Consider the following 20,339-nt stretch of genomic DNA (forward strand, 5'->3'; position numbering starts at 1 on the left):
TCTATTTTAAATATAATTTGACAGTAATGCAAATAAAGCTTCTGCGAAACGCAGAAGCTTTATTTTATCTATTCATTGCTTCTTCAATTGCAACAGCTACAGCAACACTAGCTCCAACCATCGGATTGTTGCCCATACCTATAAGTCCCATCATCTCAACATGTGCTGGAACTGAAGATGAACCTGCAAACTGTGCATCAGAATGCATTCTTCCCATCGTATCAGTCATTCCATAGGATGCTGGGCCTGCAGCCATATTATCTGGGTGAAGAGTTCTTCCTGTACCGCCGCCTGATGCTACTGAAAAATATTTTTTACCTTTATCGTAGCATTCTTTCTTATAGGTTCCTGCAACTGGATGCTGAAATCTTGTTGGGTTTGTTGAATTACCAGTAATAGATACATCCACATCTTCAAGGTGCATTATTGCAACACCTTCTCTTACATCATCAGCACCATAGCATCTAACCTTTGCTCTTTCTCCATTTGAATATTTTATTTCTCTTACTATTTCAAGTTTTCCTGTGTAATAGTCAAATTTAGTCTGCACATATGTAAATCCATTTATTCTTGATATAATCTGTGCAGCATCCTTACCAAGTCCATTTAGTATAACCCTTAAAGGTTCTTTTCTTACTTTATTAGCAGATTTTGCGATACCAATTGCTCCTTCTGCAGCAGCAAAAGATTCATGTCCTGCAAGGAAAGCAAAGCACTTTGTTTCTTCTCTTAAAAGCATAGCAGCAAGATTTCCATGACCTAACCCTACTTTTCTGTCGTCTGCAACTGAACCAGGTATGCAAAAAGCCTGAAGTCCTTCTCCTATTGCCTCAGCAGCATCTGCAGCTTTTTTGCAGCCTTTTTTTATTGCAATAGCAGCACCAAGAGTGTACGCATAGCATGCATTTTCAAAGCAGATAGGCTGAATACCTTTAACTATATTGTAAACATCTATACCTTTTTCATCACATACAGCTTTAGCCTCTTCAATGGAGTTCATGCCATATTTATTTAAAACAGGTATTATCTGATTTATTCTTCTCTCATATCCTTCAAATAACGCCATCTGTAAAACCTCCTTTATTCATGTCTTGGATCTATTACTTTTGCAGCTTCATTAAATCTTCCATAGGTTCCTGATGCCTTTTGAAGCGCTTCATTAGCATCCATTCCTTTTTTAATCATGTCCATCATTCTTCCAAGACTTAGATATTTATAACCTATTATTTCATTATTTTCATCAAGTGCTAATTCAGTAATATAACCTTCTGCCATTTCAAGATATCTTGAACCCTTATCTAATGTACCATACATAGTTCCAACCTGGCTTCTAAGTCCTTTGCCAAGATCTTCAAGACCTGCTCCAACAGGTAGTCCACCTTCTGAGAAGGCAGTTTGGCTTCTTCCATATACTATCTGCAAAAATAGTTCTCTCATTGCTGTATTTATAGCATCGCATACAAGATCTGTATTTAATGCTTCAAGTATTGTTTTACCTGGAAGTATTTCAGATGCCATTGCTGCTGAATGAGTCATTCCTGAACATCCTAAAGTTTCAACAAGAGCCTCTTGAATTATACCATCCTTTACATTTAAAGTAAGCTTACAAGCACCCTGCTGAGGAGCACACCAGCCAACTCCATGGGTTAACCCGCTAATATCTTTTATTTCTCTTGCCTGAATCCATTTTCCTTCTTCAGGTATTGGTGCTGGGCCATGATTAGGTCCCTTTGCAACGCAAACCATTCTTTCAACTTCCGATGTGTAGTTCATTTCATATCCCCTTTCTGTAACTTTATAACTGTTTATATATTAACAAATACTTTTAAATACAACAATATATAATTTTACATTTTAAATAATTTTTAATAAAAGTTTTTAAATAAGGATATGGCTGCAAGTATGCAGCCATATCCTTATTTTTCTTCATCAACATTTACTGTTGTATTGTTTTTATTTCTTAAAGCTCTTGCTTTAGCATGTATCATTGCATCATTCCCAACTTCAAGATATCCATGCCTCGATTTTCTGCTCTCTTCACTATGTGCCATTGCTGAAATGAAATCAGCATTCTTTTTATTATTTTTACCTTTGAATTTAAAACCTCCTTTCAAAGTTATAATTATTTTTTGTAAAAAAATTAAAAAATAATTAAGTTTTTTAATACAACATAAAGATTTTGTGTTATTATAATTATGATACAAATTAATTGTAGTATTTTTAACATTAATTGGTAACGCCTTTTTTAAGGCATTTACATGTATAATTTTTTATACATGTTTGCATATAATTATTAAGTTAAGGAGGTCTTTAAATGGTTAAGAAGATGAAAACAATGGATGGAAATACTGCTGCAGCATACGTATCCTATGCATTTACTGATGTAGCAGCAATATATCCAATAACACCATCATCTCCCATGGCAGAAAATGTTGACGAATGGGCTGCCCATGGTCAAAAAAATATTTTTGGTCAAGAAGTAAAAGTAGTTGAAATGCAGTCAGAAGCTGGTGCAGCTGGTGCTGTTCATGGTTCCCTCGCAGCCGGTGCTCTTACTACAACTTTTACAGCATCACAGGGTTTACTTCTTATGATTCCTAACATGTATAAAATCGCTGGTGAGCTTTTACCTGGAGTATTTCATGTTAGTGCAAGAGCTTTAGCAAGCCATGCTCTCTCAATATTCGGAGATCATCAGGATGTTATGGCAACAAGGCAGACAGGCTTTGCACTTTTAGCTTCAAGCTCAGTACAGGAAGTTATGGATCTTGGAGGAGTTGCACACCTTTCAGCAATCAAGTCGAGAGTTCCATTCCTTCATTTCTTTGATGGATTTAGAACATCCCATGAAGTTCAAAAAATTGAATTAATTGATTATGAAGATTTAAAGAAGCTTGTTGATTTTGATGCAGTTAATGAATTCAGAAACAGAGCATTAAATCCTGAACATCCAGTAACAAGAGGTACTGCTCAAAACCCAGATATATACTTCCAGGCAAGAGAATCTTGCAATAGATTCTATGATGCTGTTCCAGATATAGTTGCAGGTTATATGGAAGAAATATCCAAAATCACAGGCAGGGAGTACAAGCCTTTTACATATTATGGTGCAGAAGATGCAGAAAACATAATAGTTGCAATGGGTTCTGTTACTGAAACTATAAAGGAAACTATAGATTACCTTCTATCAAGAAATGAAAAGGTAGGCTTAATAACAGTTCACCTTTACAGGCCTTTCTCTTCAAAATACTTCTTAGATGTTCTTCCAAAAACAGTAAAGAGAATTGCTGTTCTTGACAGAACAAAGGAACCAGGTGCAATTGGTGAGCCATTATACTTAGACGTTAAAGCGCTTTTCTATAATACCGAAAATGCACCTTTAGTTGTTGGAGGACGCTATGGACTTGGTTCAAAGGATACAACTCCTGCTCAAATTAAAGCAGTTTATGACAATCTAAAACTTTCAAATCCAAAGGATAAATTTACTATAGGTATAAATGACGATGTAACATATACATCCCTCGAGGTTAAAGAAGAAATAAGCACCGCACCAGAAGGAACAATCAGATGTAAATTCTGGGGACTTGGTTCAGACGGAACAGTTGGTGCAAATAAAAACGCTATAAAAATTATAGGCGACAAAACTGATTTATATGCTCAAGGGTATTTTGCATATGATTCTAAAAAGTCAGGCGGAGTTACAATATCTCATTTAAGATTTGGTAAAAAGCCAATTCGTTCAACATATTTAATAAATGATGCTGATTTTATAGCATGCCATAATCAATCCTATGTAGATAAATATGATATATTAAAGGGATTAAAGGATGGAGGTACCTTCGTTCTTAACTGCAAATGGAGCGTTGATGAACTCGATACAAAGCTTCCATCATCAATGAAAAAATATATTGCAGAACATAACATAAACTTCTATATAATAAATGCAACAGATATAGCTCAAGAAATAGGTCTTGGCAACAGAATCAATATGATAATGCAGGCTGCATTCTTTAAATTAGCAAATGTTATTCCAATAGATGATGCAGTAAATTATCTAAAAGAAGCTATTGTTAAGTCCTATGGCAAAAAAGGTGAAACTATAGTTAAGATGAATAACCTTGCTGTTGATAAAGGTATAGATGCACTTGTTAAAGTTAGTGTTCCATCCTACTGGAAGGATGCTGCTGAAGAAGCTGCAGCTGAAATTGATGCTCCTGATTTTATAAAGAAAGTTCTAATTCCTATGAATCGTCAGGAAGGAGATTCGCTGCCAGTCAGCACTTTTGTTGGTGCAGAAGATGGTACATTCCCAATGGGTACAGCAGCATATGAAAAGAGAGGAATAGCAGTCGATATCCCTGAATGGCAAATGGATAAATGTATACAGTGCAACCAGTGCTCATTTGTTTGTCCTCATGCTGCCATAAGACCAGTTCTTGTAACTGAAGAAGAATTAAAGGGCGCTCCAGAATCCTTTAAAGTTAAAAAAGCAGTTGGTAAAGGACTTGAAAATTATTCATACCGTATGCAAATAAGCCCTCTCGATTGTACAGGATGTGGAAACTGTGCTGATATATGTCCAGCAAAGGAAAAAGCTTTAATAATGAAACCACTTGAAACTCAAACAGAATCAGAGGTTCCAAATTGGAATTATGCAATGTCAGTTCCAGTAAAGGATAACCTTATGTCAAAAGAAACAGTAAAGGGAAGCCAGTTTGCGCAGCCTCTTCTTGAATTCTCAGGCGCATGTGCTGGCTGTGGAGAAACTCCTTATGCAAAGGTTATAACTCAGTTATATGGAGATAGAATGATAATAGCTAATGCAACTGGATGCTCATCTATCTGGGGAGCATCAGCACCGTCAACACCATATACTAAGAACGCAGAGGGTAAAGGACCTGCTTGGGCAAACTCTTTATTCGAAGATAATGCAGAATATGGTTACGGTATGGCAGTTGCAGTAAAACAAATCAGAAGCAGACTTGAAGACTTAATGAAGGAAGCTCTAACTCTTGATATTCCTGAAGAATATAAGAATGCTTTCTCAATGTGGCTTGAAGGTAAAGAAGATGCTGAAAAGAGCAAAGCTGCTACAGCTAATATCCTACCCCTAATAGAAAAAAATGTCGTTGCTAATGATAGAGCAAAAGAAATTATAAAAGAAATATCTGAAAAGAAGGATTACCTCATAAAGAAATCAGTTTGGATAATAGGTGGCGATGGCTGGGCATATGATATAGGATATGGCGGACTTGATCATGTTCTTGCATCAGGTGAAGATGTAAATATACTCGTATTTGATACTGAGGTTTATTCAAATACTGGTGGACAATCATCAAAATCAACCCCAATAGGTGCAGTTGCTAAATTTGCAGCTTCAGGAAAGAAAGTTAAGAAAAAGGACCTCGGTATGATAGCAATGTCCTACGGATATGTATATGTAGCTCAGGTTGCTATGGGTGCTGATAAAAATCAATTCCTTAAAGCAATAACTGAAGCTGAAAAATATCATGGACCATCAATTATTATAGCTTATGCTCCATGTATAAATCATGGTCTTAAGGAAGGTATGGGAAGAACTCAAGCTAATGCAAAACAAGCTGTTGAAGCTGGATACTGGCATCTTTACAGGTTCAATCCTGAACTTAAAGAGCAGGGCAAGAATCCATTCATACTCGATTCTAAAGAGCCAACTGCAAGCTTCAGAGAATTCTTAAATGGTCAGGTTAGATATACATCTCTGCTTAGAACTTTCCCAGAAACAGCAGAGGAGCTATTTGCAAAGGCTGAGGAAGTTGCTAAAGAAAAATATCAAACATATAAGAAATTAGCTGAATAAGTTTAAACATTGAGTCGGCTCAAAAAGGTTACTGCAAAAGCAGTAACCTTTTTATTACGTTTATTAAATATAAATTACAAAATGAATGTCTAATCTATTCGAAAATTTGGCACTACCACAAATTAACATTCTAAGATAAGGATAATTTATAGCACTATAAATTCGTACAGTGTTATTAAGAAAGGCATAAAAAAACTACTGCAAATAGCAGTAGTTTTTTACTATTAAGCAACGTTAGCGTTATCTTTTCCTTGTGCCTTCTTCATTGCTGATCTAAACATAGTAACTGATGTATAAAGAATAACTATTATTACAAGCCATTTTAATGTGTTAAGAGGAAGTGATTTTACTATATATGCTGCTATGAATACACCGATTGTACCAAATATTGTTATAGCAAGGGATGCCTTTCTGTCATAAGCTCCTTCTTTAACGAATTTAACTGATGCAGCTGGCATTAAGAATGCACAAGAACCCATCATTATTGGGAATGCAACCTTTGGGCTCATTCCAAGAGCAAATACAAGTGCCATACATGGAGCATAAAGTCCAATTCCAAGAGTCATAAGCGCACCAAGTATAAAGTTTGCAACGATTGCTATAATAAGTTTTGCTCCGGTAAGACCTATTGCATCTCCACCTGCTGGGAAAAGCTTAAGCTGTGATGCAAGCATTACAAGAGCAACTACTGCAAGTGCAATACCCATACCAACTTGAACTTTTTTCTCATCAAGCTTTGATACTATTCCTGCTCCAAAAACTGCACCTATTGTTGCAGCAGCAAGCATAGTAAGGAGGGTTATTGGTTCAACTTGTATTACAGTAATAAATATAAATGCTTCTGCAACAACTGGTATTGTCATTGAAACGTTAAGAGTTCCTGGTATTGTTCTGTCGCTTGTTAGTTTGAATAATTTAAATAATGCTGTTGTTGGAGCAAAGCTGCCTATACCAAGAGTATCAAAGAAGTTTGTTAGAAAACCTACTGCACCTAAAGCAGCAAAGTTTCCATTTTCGAGCTTTCCTTTTTTTGATGCTTCGATGTAGTCCTTAATGAATACTACTGCGAAATATAATGTTAAGAGTCCGAGTAAAGAAAGAACGATTTTTAACATGTTTTTTCCTCCTTTATATAATTTTTTATTTAAATATGCACTTTTTTACTTGGTGCATGCATATTTAGCAACACATTATACATATTTCTCTCTATTATACAACAGATTCTATTATAGAGTAAAGCCATATTTTAATGGGTCTTCTGGATCAATTATGAATTGATTGAAACCTGTTATATAAGCGCTTCCAGTTATTTCTGGTATTATTGCATTATAGTCTCCAACCTTTGTTTCTCCTACAACTTTTCCTTTAAACATAGTTCCTGTTATACTTTCATAAATAAATTCTTCATTCATCTTTAGCTGTCCCTTTGCATAAAGAGTTGCTAATTTTGCACTTGTACCAGTTCCGCAAGGAGATCTATCTACTTGTCCCTGACCAAACACAACTACATTTTGTAGTGTAGCCTTTGGATTTTTAGCTGGTCCATATATTTCCACAAGATCTACACTCTTAATATGCTCAAGAACTGGATGCTGAACCTTAACCTGCTCATTAACAGCCTTTAATATCTTCATACCTACATCGCATAACCTTTGAGCATTGCTTGTGCAAATATCTATTCCAAGATCTGCTGATTTAACGAGTGCAAAGAAGCTTCCTCCAAAGGAAATATCTATGGTAAGCTTGCCTACTTCTGGCACATCAACTTCCACATCCTGTTTATAAAGGAATGATGGAACATTAACTATTGAAACTTCCTTTGCCTTTCCATCCTCAACCTTTACTTTTCCTTTAACAAGCCCAGCAGGCGCTTCAAGTACAACATCAGTAAATGGCTCTTGAACAGGAACCATTCCTAATTCTACAGCAACTGTTAATGCACCAATTGAGCCATGACCGCACATGTTTAAATATCCGCCGCCATCCATGAATATTATTCCAAGATCTGCTTCTTCCTTAGTTGGCTGTGTTATTATTGAACCAAACATATCCTTATGGCCTCTTGGTTCATGCATTATGGCAGTTCTAATGTGGTCGAGATTTTGTTCAAGGTAAGCCTTTTTTTCAGGCATTGTTTTACCTGGTATTACAGGAACTCCTCCTACTACTATCCTTGTTGGTTCTCCCATAGTATGTGAATCTACAGCATTTATTGTTCTCATCGCTTTCATATTATTCTCCTACCTTTCTCATTTTTAATTTTAAAAATGCAAGAGCTTTTTTAGCATCTATTTCTGTTACGTTATTTTCTCCAACTACTTCTGTTTCTATGCCTTCTGACGATTTATTAAAGTCAACTATTGTATCCATATATTTGTTAGTTACAACGAATTGCGCTTGTGTTCCAACAAAGCTTAATCCTACAACCGGAATATTTCTTTTTCCAATTTCTTCTATAGTATTAGCATAATCTACATGGCTGTTTCCCCAGCCGTCAACAGAAATTATTACACCATCTGCTCTCATTGCTTCAGCCCAAGCAGCCGCTCTTTGTCCAACAAAGTATTTATCTTCGTTAGCCTGTGGTGTACCTACAATTATCACACCTAATAAATCAATATCCTTATCCTTTGAAACAACATCGAGTAAAGGATCTCTAAAATGATGAAGAGTTGTTTCCTTTGTAGATGGACCTACTCCCATAGTAACACCTCCTAATGCATGGCTCTTAATGCGCCATCCCTATATTCATTAGGGCTTACTATTATCGGCACATTTCCCATATCAATAATTGACCTTCCGCCTTCAAATCCTCCAGGCTCTTTTGCAAAAAGGAGTGTATCATACATAGCCCCTTGACCTGCAACCTGCTTTATAATTACAACTTTTTTCTTTTCAGGTCTTATAATGTCGGAATATTCGTACCTTTCATCGCATAATCTTCCATTCATTTTCTTTAAATAATCCCTTATTTCCTGTACAAGTTTGTCGCAGGCTCTGTGAGCTGAATTAATTCCATCTCTTATAATACCCATTCCTTCTTTTAATGTAACATCTACATGGATTATAATATCATCCTTAGAAGGTGTACCTGCTCTCCCAAATACGACCTGTTCTTTCAATATTCCTTCCGAAGATCCGAATTCAGCAACCTGTATTCCTGTTTCGTCAACTCCAGTAAGCATAACATATACGCCCGTTAATGCATGAGTAATTCCTTCTCCCATTTTTCCTAAAACCTTAGTAGCAATTGGAGAAAAATCCATTATTGAATTAACAAACATATCATGATTATCGGGATATATTAAATCTATTGTAATATCTTTTATAAAAGCTTGTTCGTTATCAATCAAACAATCTTTTATATTATCTCTTATATAAAGAACCTTATTTTCAATGTAAGTTTTTTTGGAAAATTCTACTTTATTAATATGAAAAGTTTTAATAACAAGGCTTCTAATTACTTTTTCATCTGACATATATACCACCGCTTTTTAAATTTTCCTAAAGGAGAAACTATTAGTTTCTCCTTTAGGATATATTTTAGTAATCAAACCTTAGCAACATACTCATATGGTAATGGTACTATCTTACCTGGTGTGTCAATTTCTATAAGCTGTTTTAATGTATCTTTTAATATATTTCTTTGCATTTCAGGATCGTTTGGTTTTCCAGCGTTTGCTCCCATTGGAACAAGCGGAGCTACTGCTCTTGGAGTACCAGTCTGTTTAACTACTGGTGGTAATGCTGCAATTATTATTGTAGGAATCCCCGATTCCTCAATCGCTCTCTGTACAAGTACAGCTGAACGGTGACAAGTACCTCACCCAGCAGTTAGAACTACTGCATCAACGTTTTCTTCCTTTAATATTTTAGCAATAGCAGGACCAGTTTCATTCTTAAACTTTTCCTGGTTTCCGCCGCCACCCATAAAACCTGCGTGTACAGGTGCAACTTCTTTTATAAATCCTTCTGCTGCAAGTTCTCTCAATCTGTCGATTGGGAACATACAGTTAATATCCTTGTTAACGTCTCCGTTATCATATCCTCCGTGGGATACCATTAAATCATGGGAATTGCAATCTCCTGGTATTAATCTATAGGTAAAGTCTCCAGCAAGATTGAATCTTTTATCTGACTTTAAATGAACACCTGCTGCTGTTGCAAAAGCAATTCTCATTTCACTGAGAGGCTTTGTTACAGGAGTCCAAACAGGTGGTGGTGTTATTGGCACAAATATTTCTGACTGTAAACCCTTAACAACTGTTAATGCCATCAATCCTTACCTTCCTTTCTCTTTTTTATTTCAATATTGCTTACATATTTTTCGTTAGGCTCCTCAGATAATACTTCTATAAAACTCATTTTAAAGCCTACTTCTTGGCCTACCTTTAAAGGATAGTCAGTAATGAGCATCCTCATTGGTATTTTCAAAAACCCAAGTCTTCCTTTAAGGTCTATTGAGACACATCCATCATGAACCTCAACGATGATTCCCTGCATCTCAATAATTTTATCTCCGTATTTCATTTTAATTCCTTCTATCTAAAATTACTTTGTTGAATATTTTTCAAGTCTCTTTTGGCTCATTGGAATTGAAGTTTCGTTTTCAACTCTTTCAATCTTAGTGTTATAAGTTTTTTCAATTGCTTCAAGGTTGCTTTCCTTAACGTTTGGATTCCATTTTCTTTCAGCAGCCTTTACTTCTTCGTCTGCCATAGCAGATTTTAGCATTGCCATTGCTCTTATAGCATCTTCCTTGCAAAGTGTATTGCAGGATAGAACTTCGTTTTCAATTCCAGCTTCTGACTTGTTATTGTCAACCATATATTTCATGTACTTGTTTCCAACAACAAGGGCACCCTGTACTGCACAGAAGGACATACCAACAACTGGAATACCTCTCATACCTATCTGCTCAATATGACTTGCAAAGTCGATATGGTTGTTTCCAAAACCTTCTGTAGTAACTACAGCACCATCAACATCCATTGTTTCAACAAGCATTCCAAGTCTTTCTGATACATAGAACTTTTCAGCATTTATCTGCGGACTTCCAACGAATACTACTCCACAAAGGTCAACTTCTGGATCATTCATTGCTTCAATTACAAGAGGTTCTCTCCAATAGTGTCTTGAACATTCCTTTGATGCAGGTCCTATACATGTTAACGCATGTATTCCTCCATCAAGTACTTCGAGAGGTGATAATACTACTGGAACATTACCAAGGTCAACGTTTGGTTTTCCACCAAGAACTCCTACAGGCTCAACAGGAAGAATTAAGTTATCGTGCATTGCTCCTTGACCCATTATTTCTTTTACAACAACAACCTTCTTCTTTCCAGGTCTTCTGTATTGAACGAATTCTTCAGTTTCAACAACAAGGCTTTCGTCGAGTTTCTTTAATGCTTCTCTTATTTCTTGAGTAATTACATCTGTAGCTTTATGAGCTGCAAGAGGACCTGGTCTTTCCATGTTAGTACCAGCTGCTATTGTAACCTGAGTCTTTATGAATATTTCTCCTTTATCAGGTGCACCTGGTCTTCCCCACATTATATTCTCTTCAAGAATACCTTCTGATGAACCGAATTCTCCTATCTGAACTCCGTTTTCATCAGTACCTGTAACCATAACGATTACACCGTCTAATACTCTTGTAACTCCGCTTCCAAGCTTGCTGTCTCCTTCTTTAGTTGCTATTGGCTGAACGTCCATTATAGTTTCGCTGTAAGTGTTGTACTTATCTGGAGTTATTATATCTATTTTAATATCTTTTACAAGATGATCTGCTAACAATGCATCTTTACAGATATCTTCTCTTATATAAAGAGTTGTTCCTTCAATCTTTGTCTGTGGGCCAAATTCAACTTTTTCTATCTTAAAGTGTTTCTTTATAAGATTTCTTACTACTTTATCTTCAAGCTTAACTTCCTGCTTAGCTGCTTCTGCTGCCTTTTCAACAGCTTTTACTTCTGATTTAACTGCTGGTACAGAAACTGGAGCTTTTGCACTTGCTGCAGCGCCAGCTATTGATAATGGTATTTCAATGTCAATACCCTTACCTTCAGCAATTTTAATCTTTAATGTTCCTCCAAAAGCAGCTGCTGGAGCCGCAGTTTCAACTGCACTTACTTCTTCAGCTTTTTCTTCAAATCCTTCAAGCATCGACGCTGTAATTGGTGTTAATGCTGCAGCATCAACCTTAAGAGTTGCACCTATTACTTCTTTTCTTGTTAAAACCTTTGAATCCAAGTTAACAAGAAGTGAATCTTGAAGCTTTTCAAAATGCATTGGATTCTCTAAGTCTTCAGCTTTTATTGTTTCTCCTGCTGTCTTGTTGTACTTTAAAACAGCTTTTGCATCTCCATCTGAAAGCTCTTCGGTTTTGCTTTCCTCTTTAGCTCCACCTTCTATTTCTTTAACACCTTCAAGTAAATCTGGAGTTAATGGAGTTAATGAATCAATAGTCTTTAATAGTTTTGCACCTAATACCTGACCTATCTTTAATGTATTTGCAGGTATTGTTAAAAGTCCTGAATCAACAAGATCTGGGAATACAGCTGGATCTTCCAGATTTTCTGCTGATAATATTGTTCCTGCCTCTGTTCTACAGCACACAACAGCAACTTCATTTTTTAGTTCCTGTGCGTGTTCAGCACTCATTGACATTCAAAATCAGCCTCCTTTTTATTTTTTTTCTTCCATTGGTAATCTTCTTGTTAGTGGATAATCGATTGTTCTAAATACATGATCTGTATGATGGTAAACCGGAAGTCCTGCCTTTGGAGCACAGCACATTACTGTATTTGTACAGTCGCTGCAGTTTGATACGAGAACTCTTTTTGCTCCCTGCTTTTTAAGGTACATTATACCCTGTGCCTGCCCTGGACAATCTCCCGGAGTTAAGCATTTATTTGCTCCTTTAATTTCTACAACGTTTTTACATTTTGTAACTCCAACTACCTTTGAACCCATCTTTTCTGCTAGATCTCTAAGTCTTGCTTCATTAGCACCGCAAGCACAAACTAAAAGTCCTAAAGGTCCTTCAAACTTTGGAAGTTCAATTGTTACTATTGCTCCTCCAGATGTTTTAGTTAAATATGCTTTTTCAATATCCTGAGATGTTCCTGTATATGGACCTCCAACAATAAGTTCACCATATTTTCCATCAATTCCGCCTGCTCTCTCTATTAAGTCTTTAATTGGAGTTCCAACTGGAACTTGGAAAAATACGTTTGGCTTTATACCGCTTTTAAGCTTTCCAACTACAGTTATGTCCTTATCAATAACAGGCTTTCTTTCTTCAACTGCTCTTGTAATATTTGCAAGAGTTTCAGTATTTAAAACTACACATTTTGCTTCTATAGGAAGCTGTGTTGGTTCAAGCCATATTCCAAATATAGAATGGATTACTGCTCTTTCTTCTCCTGCAGGATACATATCAGGAAGTTCTCTTATTTCAATATCCTTTGTGCCATTTAGAGCTTTGTTTATTGCTTCTATAGCCTTCTTGTTTTTACCCTTTATAGCAATATAGCCCTTAGGAGCCTTTGTTGCTTTCATTGCATATCTAATACCTCTAATTACTATATCAGGATCTTTTTCAAGAAGTTCTATGTTGTGGTGAAGAGCTGGTTCGCACTCTGCGCAATTTGCTATTATATACCCATCTTCAATTTGAGATTTAAGTTTTATATGGGTTGGAAAACCTGCACCACCGGCACCAACAATTCCTGCTTCATAAACAGTTTCTACTATATTATCGCATTCTTTAATCTTAACGTAATCTGATGATTGTACTTCATCAGCTGAAATAATTATTTCACTATCAGTAATTTTACTTACTGTACCATTAATACTTGAGTGAATCTTTGCGCCTAAACCATTCGGCTCAGCTATACACTCTCCTCTTTTAACTGTCTGACCTTCTTTTACAACAGGTACTGAAGGTGCACCTACATGCATTTTTAAAGCGAAGCTAAATAATTTTGCCACTTTATCACCTCCATCTTTTTTTCACATATTTATATTGCAATTTGCATGCCAAAACTGTTTTGATATTAATTTTTTTTATAATGTGCATTACAACTATTATTATTAGCAATTGAATTAATTTTTATTTAATTAGTTATAAATAAAAATGTCAAATATCCGACATCTATTTTTTATTCATGCTTCTTTTAATAATAAAGAACCATGTAAATTTCAGTCTTAAAGGCTAAATTAATAACAGTGTCTATATTTTGACACACGTGTCGAATATTTGACATTTAAAAATTATATTAACATTTTTATTTTTAACATTTTATAAAAACGTATTCGCATTTACGATAAATTATATTGATTTAGCTTATAATATAAAGTTGTACGCTTTATGTTGAGCATTTTTGCTGCTTTTTGTTTGTTTCCATTCGTCAATTTTAATATTTTTATTATAGTTTCTTTTTCTACCTTTTCAACTATTTTTTGAAGATCGTATTCATTTTCTTCAACTTCAACCTTTTGTATTCCTACGTTTAGAATATATTCTGGAATGCAGTTTATTGTTATATTTCCGTTATTGCACAAAATAACCATCCTTTGTATAACATTTTTAAGTTCCCTTATGTTGCCTTCCCAATTATAATTCTCTAATACATCATAAACAGAATTATCAATGCTGTTTATTTTTATATCTTCTTCATCAGCCATTTGGTTAATAAATAAATTTATTAAATCTTTTATGTCCTCTTTTCTTTCTCTTAATGGAGGAAGTTCAATCTGCACAACTGCAAGCCTATAAAAAAGGTCATCTCTGAATTTGTTTTCCTTCATCATTTTTTTTAAATCTTTATTTGTCGCAGCAATAATTCTCGTATTAGTTGGTATACCCTTTTCACTGCCAAGCCTGTATATTATTCCATCCTGTAATACTCTTAATAATTTTGCCTGCATCTCAAAGGGCATATCTCCAATTTCATCAAGAAATAATGTTCCGTTGTTAGCAAGCTCAAATTTACCCATTTTACCTTTTTTAGCTGCACCGGTAAAAGCTCCTTCAACATAGCCAAACAGCTCACTTTCAAGGAGCTGCTCTGGTATTGCGCTGCAGTTTACAGCAACAAAATTTCCAGTTCTGCCGCTCGCTTCATGTATTGCCTTTGCGAATACCTCTTTACCTGTACCGCTTTCTCCAGTTATTAATATGCTTGCTGAAGTATGGGAAACTCTTTGGGCAAGGGCTATTGCATCTATTATTTTTTTATTTTTCCCATATATATTTGAAAAACTATACTTTTTAGAAATTTCCTTTTTATACGCATCTTCAAGAAATTCAACCTTTTCCTTTTCACTCTCAAGCTGCTTAGATAAATTTACAACTTCCGTTATATCTCTATCAGTTGTAACTACAGCAATAAGTTCATTGCTCGAATTGAATATAGGTATTGCACTCAAAATAACGCTTTTCCCTTTTACAGGCTCATGCTGCATATTTTCAATAGGTTTTTTTTCCTTTAAAACCTTAAGAGTCATTGCATTAGGGAAAAAATCAGCGATATCCTTTCCAATTATCTCCTCAGATTTTATGTTATATAGGTTCTCAGCACTTTTATTCCAATATATAACATTGCCTTTGCTATCAGATATACATATCGCTTCATGAATATTGTCTATTATGTTATTTTGAAAATCAAAAAGCTCATTCATCTTAATATAAAAGGTATCTCTTATGTTATTAGCTGTTAAAATTCCTATTACTTTTCCATTCTCAACAATAGGAAGTCTTCCAATGTTTTTCTTTATCATCAAATCCCTTGCATCTTTAACAGAAAAATCCGGTCCTATTACTAAAACATCTTTTATTATATATTTTTCAATAGGTTCATCAAAGCTTACATCTAATTTTTTAATCTTTGATAAATCATACTTTGTAAATAGTCCCACAATATGCTCATTTTCATCCATAACTATTACTTCATCTTTAAAAGCTCTTATCATTTTATTCATAACAGAGTTAATGCTTTCAGTTGGCAGTGCTTTTAAAAAATCTACTGTCATTATATCCTTTACCTTAAAAAACAAGTCTGCTATCATTTTAAAGCCCCCTTACTGTTGTCCTAAGTATAAAAAATTACTCCTCAATACCCAAAACATCCTTTACTGTATATAATCCTGCTTTTTTATTTTGAAGAAAAGCAGCACAATCACAGGCACCTTGAGCAAAGCATTCCCAATTATGTGCATGATGAGTAATTTCAAGTCTTTCTCCTAAAAGACCAAAAATAACTGTATGGCTGCTTGATATATCACCGGATCTTATTGAGTGATAGCCTATACTCTTAGGAATTCTTTCACCCTTTCCTCGTCTTCCATATACCGCTATATCCTCTAATTTTTTGCCAAGTTCCTTCGCAATAACACTTCCCATTTCTTTAGATGTTCCGCTTGGAGCATCCTTTTTGTTTCTATCGTGCATCTCTATAATTTCAATATCTGAAATGTTTCCTATTGTTTTTGCAGTAATTTCGAGAAGTTTATACATAAGATTTACAACTCTTGATGTATTAGCAGCAAGTACAATTGGTATCTCATTTGAATATTCTTTTATAATGTTTATTTCTTCCTGCGAAAAACCAGTAGTACCGCATACAACTGCCTTTTTATGCTTTACCGCTGATTTTATGACATTTATTGATACTTCAGGAAATGTATAATCAATTATCACATCACACTTATCTATTATTTTTTCAATATCATCAACTACAACTGCTCCTAGGTTTTTCCCTATTTTTGTTATTTCTCCAACATCCCTTCCTATGTAATCCCTTCCTTTTGGTGCTACAGCTCCAACTATTTTCATGTCGTTTCTATTTGAAATAACTTCAACTATTAACCTGCCCATTTTTCCAGCAGGACCAATTACTACAATATTCATCATAATCCTCCATATATTTTCATAATTTTCTTTATTTTTATATAATATTGTATAATATTTTTTAATAAAAATAAAGATAATTATATATTTTTTTAATACTATTCTTCATCATTAAAATCATAAAAATCGAGGTAAGAATACTTATTACCATTTTTCTGCCATCCTAAAATTGAATTTAAATTTACATTCTGAGTAGCTCTAAAAATGAATTTATCAATATCTTTATATTTTATTTTTAAATCTTTAATTAAATCCTTAATCTCATATCGCTTATTTCCTGTTCTTTGTGCAGCAACCATACAGGCGCAATTTATAGGCATAATGCCGCTTTCTTTGGTATAACATTCAATATAGTGTTCTTTTATTAAATAAAGGGGTCTTATAAGCTCAATACCTTCAAAATTTTTTGATTTCAATTTAGGAAGCATAGTTTTAAAGCATCCTGTATAAAAAATATTTAAAAGTACCGTTTCAATAACATCATCAAAATGATGTCCTAAAGCAAGCTTATTGCATCCAAGTTCTTTAGCTTTAGAATAAAGTGCACCTCTTCTCATTTTTGCACACATAAAGCATGGGTAATCCTTTGCAATTCTATCTACTATCTCAAATATTCCCGATTCATAAATATGTATAGGAATATTTAAGTAATTGCAGTTATCAATTAAAAGCTCTTTTATGCTTTCATGATATCCAGGATCAGCTACTATAAATTCAATTTCAAAATCAACTTTTTTAGTTCTTTTATATTGCTGAAAAAGTTTTGCCATAAGAAGGCTGTCTTTACCCCCAGATACCGCAACTGCAATTCTATCTCCATTTTCAATCAAACTGTATTCAGAAACTGCCTTTATAAAATTTCCCCATATATGATGTCTGAATTTTGTTGTTATGCTTCTTTCTATTTCAAAAAGAGGCTTTCTTTCATTATCTGGGATTAATACTTTACATCTGCTGTTTGATATTCCGCTCAAAATATCTCCTCCCATACTATTTTTACTTTATTTATTGTAAAGCATATTTTATTATTGTCAAATCCTTATAATAACTCATAATATATACAAATGCTGAATTTAGGGAGATAGCATGGGAAATAGATTATATAAAAAATATATAGAAAAATTTGATATTAATCTTCTCGACTGCAAATTTCTCGGAAAAGGTCACAATGGAATGGTCTATCTTCTTCCCGAAGGAAAGGTTATAAAAATATGCTTTGAAACATACAGCTGCGAACGTGAATACAAAATACTTGAAAGGATAAATAATAATAAATATTTTCCAAGAGTATACGGAATGTGCGGCAACTATATGATAAGAGACTATGTTGAGGGTATACCATTAAACAAATACATTAAAAGAAATGGACTTAGCAGAAAACTATCTAAAAATTTAATTAACCTTCTTATAGAATTTAAGAAACTTAATTTTTCAAAACAGGATATACGCTGTAAAGATATTATAGTTAAATCTGATGAGTCAGTAATGGTTATAGATCCTAAAAAATGCTATACAAAAAACAGAGATTTCCCAAGGCATTTAGTTAAAGGTCTATATAATCTTGGTGTATTAAACATATTTATTTCCGAGCTTTATGAGTATAAACCGGATTTATATAAATCTTGGATTGATAAGATTACAGATTATATAAAAAACACATATAGTCTAAAAGAAAGCGATTAATATATAGCCCATAATACAGCTTTAAAGTATTATGGGCTAAATAACATAAAGTATTAATATATCTTAATTATTCCTTTGATATCTTTGCCCAGGTATCCTTTAATCCTACAACACGGTTAAATATTAAACTGCCCTCTTTTGAATATTTTGAATCGAGGCAAAAATAACCTGTTCTAAGGAACTGATATCTTTCTTTCAAATCAGCATTTAAAAGGCTTCTCTCAGCTTTACAGCCTTTTAAAACTTCTAAGGAATCTTTGTTTATATAATCTGTAAATTCCTTACCTTCAGTATCATCCGATGGGTTTGCAGCTGTAAACAGATTATTATAGAGCCTTACCTCAATATCAATAGCATGCTGTGCAGATACCCAGTGTATAGTACCCTTTACCTTTCTTCCATCAGGAGATTCTCCTCCTCTTGAAGCAGGGTCGTAAGTACAATGAAGTTCTACTATTTCACCATTTTCATCCTTAACAACACTGTTGCATTTTATAAAATATGCATTTTTAAGTCTAACCTCTCCCCCAACAGTAAGGCGGAAGAATTTCTTTGGAGGATTTTCCATAAAGTCATACTTTTCAATATATATAACCTTTGAAAAAGGAACCTTCCTCGTGCCTGCCTCTAAATCCTCTGGGTTGTTTTCTATATCAAACTCCTCAACCATATCATCAGGATAATTGTCTATTACAACTTTAAGAGGTCTTAGGACAGTCATTACTCTTTTAGCTCTTTTATTCAAATCTTCCCTTATGCAATGCTCTAAAACTCCAATATCAACTATACTGTCAGCCTTTGCTACACCTATCCTGTTGCAGAAATCCCTTATAGACTCAGGGGTATATCCTCTCCTCCTAAGACCTGAAATAGTTGGCATCCTTGGATCATCCCAGCCGTCAACATAACCTTCCTTTACAAGCTTTAAAAGTTTTCTTTTGCTCATAACAGTATAATTGAGGTTAAGCCTTGCAAATTCTATCTGCTTTGGAGGATTTCTGAGTTCAAGTTCTCTTAAAACCCAGTCATAAAGAGGACGGTGATCTTCAAATTCGAGAGTACATATAGAGTGCGTTATACCCTCAAGATAATCTGAAAGAGGATGAGCGAAATCATACATAGGATATATGCACCACTTATCACCTGTTCTATGATGGGTTGCCCTTAAAATCCTATATATAACCGGATCTCTCATGTTAAGGTTTGGAGATGACATATCTATCTTTGCTCTTAAAACCCTTGAACCATCGGGAAATTCTCCATTTTTCATTCTTTCAAATAAATCGAGGTTTTCTTCAACCGTTCTATCCCTATAAGGGCTGTTTTTTCCAGGCTGTGTTAGAGTTCCTCTATATTCTCTTATTTCATCAGCGCTTAAATCACACACATATGCCTTTCCTTTTTTAATTAACTCCACAGCAAATTCGTATAGCTTATCAAAATAATCCGAGGCATAATACATTCTGTCTCCCCAGTCAAAACCAAGCCAGCGAACATCTTCCATTATGGATTCAACATATTCAGTATCCTCTTTGCTTGGATTTGTATCATCAAATCTTAAGTTGCACAGTCCATTATTGTACTGTGCTATTCCAAAATTAAGGCATATTGATTTAGCATGACCTATATGAAGATAGCCATTCGGCTCTGGAGGAAAACGGGTATGTACCTTTTGTCCATAGGTATTTTCCTCCATATCTTTATTTATTATATCCTGAATGAAATTGGAATAAGTTTTTTTAGAGTTTTCATCATTGAGTACTTCTTCATTATTAATTTTATCCACCATTTTAAAACCTCCTGTTTTTATGTATAAACAAAAAAACCTTTAATCCTGATATAGGACGAAAGGTTTTAGCTTCCGCGGTACCACCTATTTTGGCAATGCCCACTTTATAC

17 protein-coding genes and 1 other annotated feature (1 of these 18 running past the window's edge) are annotated in these 20,339 nt (G+C 34.5%); of the genes, 2 read left to right on the plus strand and 15 right to left on the minus strand.

Annotation, left to right across the window (positions count from 1 at the left end; translation table 11 throughout):
* Positions 1-64: 64 nt before the first annotated feature.
* The 3 genes from B5D15_RS09160 to B5D15_RS09170 all read right to left on the minus strand — a co-directional run bounded on the left by B5D15_RS09160 (position 65) and on the right by B5D15_RS09170 (position 2,114).
* The gene (locus tag B5D15_RS09160) at positions 65-1,066 is read right to left on the minus strand and encodes a GGGtGRT protein (protein ID WP_078696817.1); all 1,002 of its coding nucleotides are present in this window, start codon (positions 1,064-1,066) and stop codon (positions 65-67) included.
* A gap of 14 nt (positions 1,067-1,080) precedes the next feature.
* Positions 1,081-1,773: an iron-sulfur cluster assembly scaffold protein gene (locus tag B5D15_RS09165; RefSeq protein WP_078696818.1), complete on the minus strand. Its 693-nt coding sequence runs from the start codon at positions 1,771-1,773 to the stop codon at positions 1,081-1,083.
* 143 nt (positions 1,774-1,916) lie between these two features.
* Positions 1,917-2,114, minus strand: a complete 198-nt coding sequence (locus tag B5D15_RS09170) for a hypothetical protein (RefSeq protein WP_143287266.1) — start codon at positions 2,112-2,114, stop codon at positions 1,917-1,919.
* 200 nt (positions 2,115-2,314) lie between these two features.
* Here B5D15_RS09170 and nifJ point away from each other — a divergent pair, with 200 nt between their 5' ends.
* Entirely contained in the window at positions 2,315-5,839 is a 3,525-nt protein-coding gene (gene nifJ, locus B5D15_RS09175; protein WP_078696820.1) for a pyruvate:ferredoxin (flavodoxin) oxidoreductase, read from the plus strand.
* Between the two features lie 224 nt (positions 5,840-6,063).
* On the opposite strand, the gene B5D15_RS09180 is transcribed toward nifJ, so the two are convergent.
* From B5D15_RS09180 to B5D15_RS09230, 11 genes are all read right to left on the minus strand, one after another.
* Positions 6,064-6,954 carry a sulfite exporter TauE/SafE family protein gene (locus tag B5D15_RS09180; RefSeq protein WP_078696821.1) on the minus strand — a complete coding sequence of 297 codons (891 nt, stop codon included), beginning with the start codon at positions 6,952-6,954 and terminating at the stop codon, positions 6,064-6,066.
* A gap of 111 nt (positions 6,955-7,065) precedes the next feature.
* Positions 7,066-8,070, minus strand: coding sequence for a proline racemase (locus B5D15_RS09185; RefSeq protein ID WP_078696822.1), 1,005 nt, complete (start codon positions 8,068-8,070; stop codon positions 7,066-7,068).
* 1 nt (position 8,071) lies between these two features.
* Positions 8,072-8,542 (minus strand): glycine/sarcosine/betaine reductase component B subunit, encoded by a 471-nt coding sequence (locus B5D15_RS15775; protein WP_078696823.1) that lies wholly within the window; start codon positions 8,540-8,542, stop codon positions 8,072-8,074.
* 11 nt (positions 8,543-8,553) lie between these two features.
* The gene (gene prdD, locus B5D15_RS15780; RefSeq protein ID WP_078696824.1) at positions 8,554-9,318 is read right to left on the minus strand and encodes a proline reductase cluster protein PrdD; all 765 of its coding nucleotides are present in this window, start codon (positions 9,316-9,318) and stop codon (positions 8,554-8,556) included.
* 71 nt (positions 9,319-9,389) lie between these two features.
* A complete protein-coding gene (gene prdB / locus B5D15_RS09200; RefSeq protein WP_078696825.1) occupies positions 9,390-10,115 on the minus strand; it encodes a D-proline reductase (dithiol) protein PrdB in 726 nt (241 codons plus the stop codon).
* A complete protein-coding gene (locus tag B5D15_RS09205) occupies positions 10,115-10,375 on the minus strand; it encodes a CBO2463/CBO2479 domain-containing protein (protein WP_179122248.1) in 261 nt (86 codons plus the stop codon). Before B5D15_RS09205 ends, prdB begins: the two co-directional genes overlap by 1 nt.
* A 15-nt stretch (positions 10,376-10,390) precedes the next feature.
* Entirely contained in the window at positions 10,391-12,511 is a 2,121-nt protein-coding gene (gene prdA, locus B5D15_RS09210) for a D-proline reductase (dithiol) proprotein PrdA (protein WP_078696827.1), read from the minus strand.
* 18 nt (positions 12,512-12,529) lie between these two features.
* Entirely contained in the window at positions 12,530-13,837 is a 1,308-nt protein-coding gene (prdC, locus tag B5D15_RS09215; protein ID WP_078696828.1) for a proline reductase-associated electron transfer protein PrdC, read from the minus strand.
* Positions 13,838-14,167: 330 nt separating this feature from the next.
* On the minus strand, positions 14,168-15,916 hold the full coding sequence (gene prdR, locus B5D15_RS09220; RefSeq protein ID WP_078696829.1) for a sigma-54 dependent transcriptional regulator PrdR: 1,749 nt from the start codon (positions 15,914-15,916) through the stop codon (positions 14,168-14,170).
* A 37-nt stretch (positions 15,917-15,953) separates the two neighbouring features.
* Complete coding sequence (gene dapB, locus B5D15_RS09225) at positions 15,954-16,757, minus strand: 4-hydroxy-tetrahydrodipicolinate reductase (RefSeq protein WP_078696830.1); 804 nt, start codon at positions 16,755-16,757, stop codon at positions 15,954-15,956.
* Between the two features lie 98 nt (positions 16,758-16,855).
* Positions 16,856-17,731: a tRNA 2-thiocytidine biosynthesis TtcA family protein gene (locus B5D15_RS09230; protein ID WP_078696831.1), complete on the minus strand. Its 876-nt coding sequence runs from the start codon at positions 17,729-17,731 to the stop codon at positions 16,856-16,858.
* A 112-nt stretch (positions 17,732-17,843) separates the two neighbouring features.
* Between B5D15_RS09230 and B5D15_RS09235 the strand changes: the two genes are divergently transcribed.
* Complete coding sequence (locus B5D15_RS09235) at positions 17,844-18,440, plus strand: protein kinase (RefSeq protein WP_078696832.1); 597 nt, start codon at positions 17,844-17,846, stop codon at positions 18,438-18,440.
* 67 nt (positions 18,441-18,507) lie between these two features.
* Here the strand turns inward: B5D15_RS09235 and B5D15_RS09240 are convergent, their stop codons facing one another.
* Positions 18,508-20,229 (minus strand): glutamine--tRNA ligase/YqeY domain fusion protein, encoded by a 1,722-nt coding sequence (locus B5D15_RS09240; RefSeq protein WP_078696833.1) that lies wholly within the window; start codon positions 20,227-20,229, stop codon positions 18,508-18,510.
* 48 nt (positions 20,230-20,277) lie between these two features.
* Positions 20,278-20,339 (minus strand) — a binding site (T-box leader); it runs 156 nt beyond the window's last position.

The sequence above is a fragment of the Caloramator quimbayensis genome, assembly GCF_900167605.1.
Classification (GTDB): Bacteria; Bacillota; Clostridia; order Clostridiales; family Caloramatoraceae; genus Caloramator_B; species Caloramator_B quimbayensis.

What these genes read in the sequence shown, in the direction of transcription:
- B5D15_RS09160 (WP_078696817.1), bottom strand. Translation starts at nt 1,066, where the DNA reads ATGGCGTTATTTGAAGGATATGAGAGAAGAATAAATCAGATAATACCT.
- B5D15_RS09165 (WP_078696818.1), bottom strand. Translation starts at nt 1,773, where the DNA reads ATGAACTACACATCGGAAGTTGAAAGAATGGTTTGCGTTGCAAAGGGA.
- nifJ (WP_078696820.1), top strand. Translation starts at nt 2,315, where the DNA reads ATGGTTAAGAAGATGAAAACAATGGATGGAAATACTGCTGCAGCATAC.
- B5D15_RS09180 (WP_078696821.1), bottom strand. Translation starts at nt 6,954, where the DNA reads ATGTTAAAAATCGTTCTTTCTTTACTCGGACTCTTAACATTATATTTC.
- B5D15_RS09185 (WP_078696822.1), bottom strand. Translation starts at nt 8,070, where the DNA reads ATGAAAGCGATGAGAACAATAAATGCTGTAGATTCACATACTATGGGA.
- B5D15_RS15775 (WP_078696823.1), bottom strand. Translation starts at nt 8,542, where the DNA reads ATGGGAGTAGGTCCATCTACAAAGGAAACAACTCTTCATCATTTTAGA.
- prdD (WP_078696824.1), bottom strand. Translation starts at nt 9,318, where the DNA reads ATGTCAGATGAAAAAGTAATTAGAAGCCTTGTTATTAAAACTTTTCAT.
- prdA (WP_078696827.1), bottom strand. Translation starts at nt 12,511, where the DNA reads ATGTCAATGAGTGCTGAACACGCACAGGAACTAAAAAATGAAGTTGCT.
- prdR (WP_078696829.1), bottom strand. Translation starts at nt 15,916, where the DNA reads ATGATAGCAGACTTGTTTTTTAAGGTAAAGGATATAATGACAGTAGAT.
- dapB (WP_078696830.1), bottom strand. Translation starts at nt 16,757, where the DNA reads ATGAATATTGTAGTAATTGGTCCTGCTGGAAAAATGGGCAGGTTAATA.
- B5D15_RS09235 (WP_078696832.1), top strand. Translation starts at nt 17,844, where the DNA reads ATGGGAAATAGATTATATAAAAAATATATAGAAAAATTTGATATTAAT.
- B5D15_RS09240 (WP_078696833.1), bottom strand. Translation starts at nt 20,229, where the DNA reads ATGGTGGATAAAATTAATAATGAAGAAGTACTCAATGATGAAAACTCT.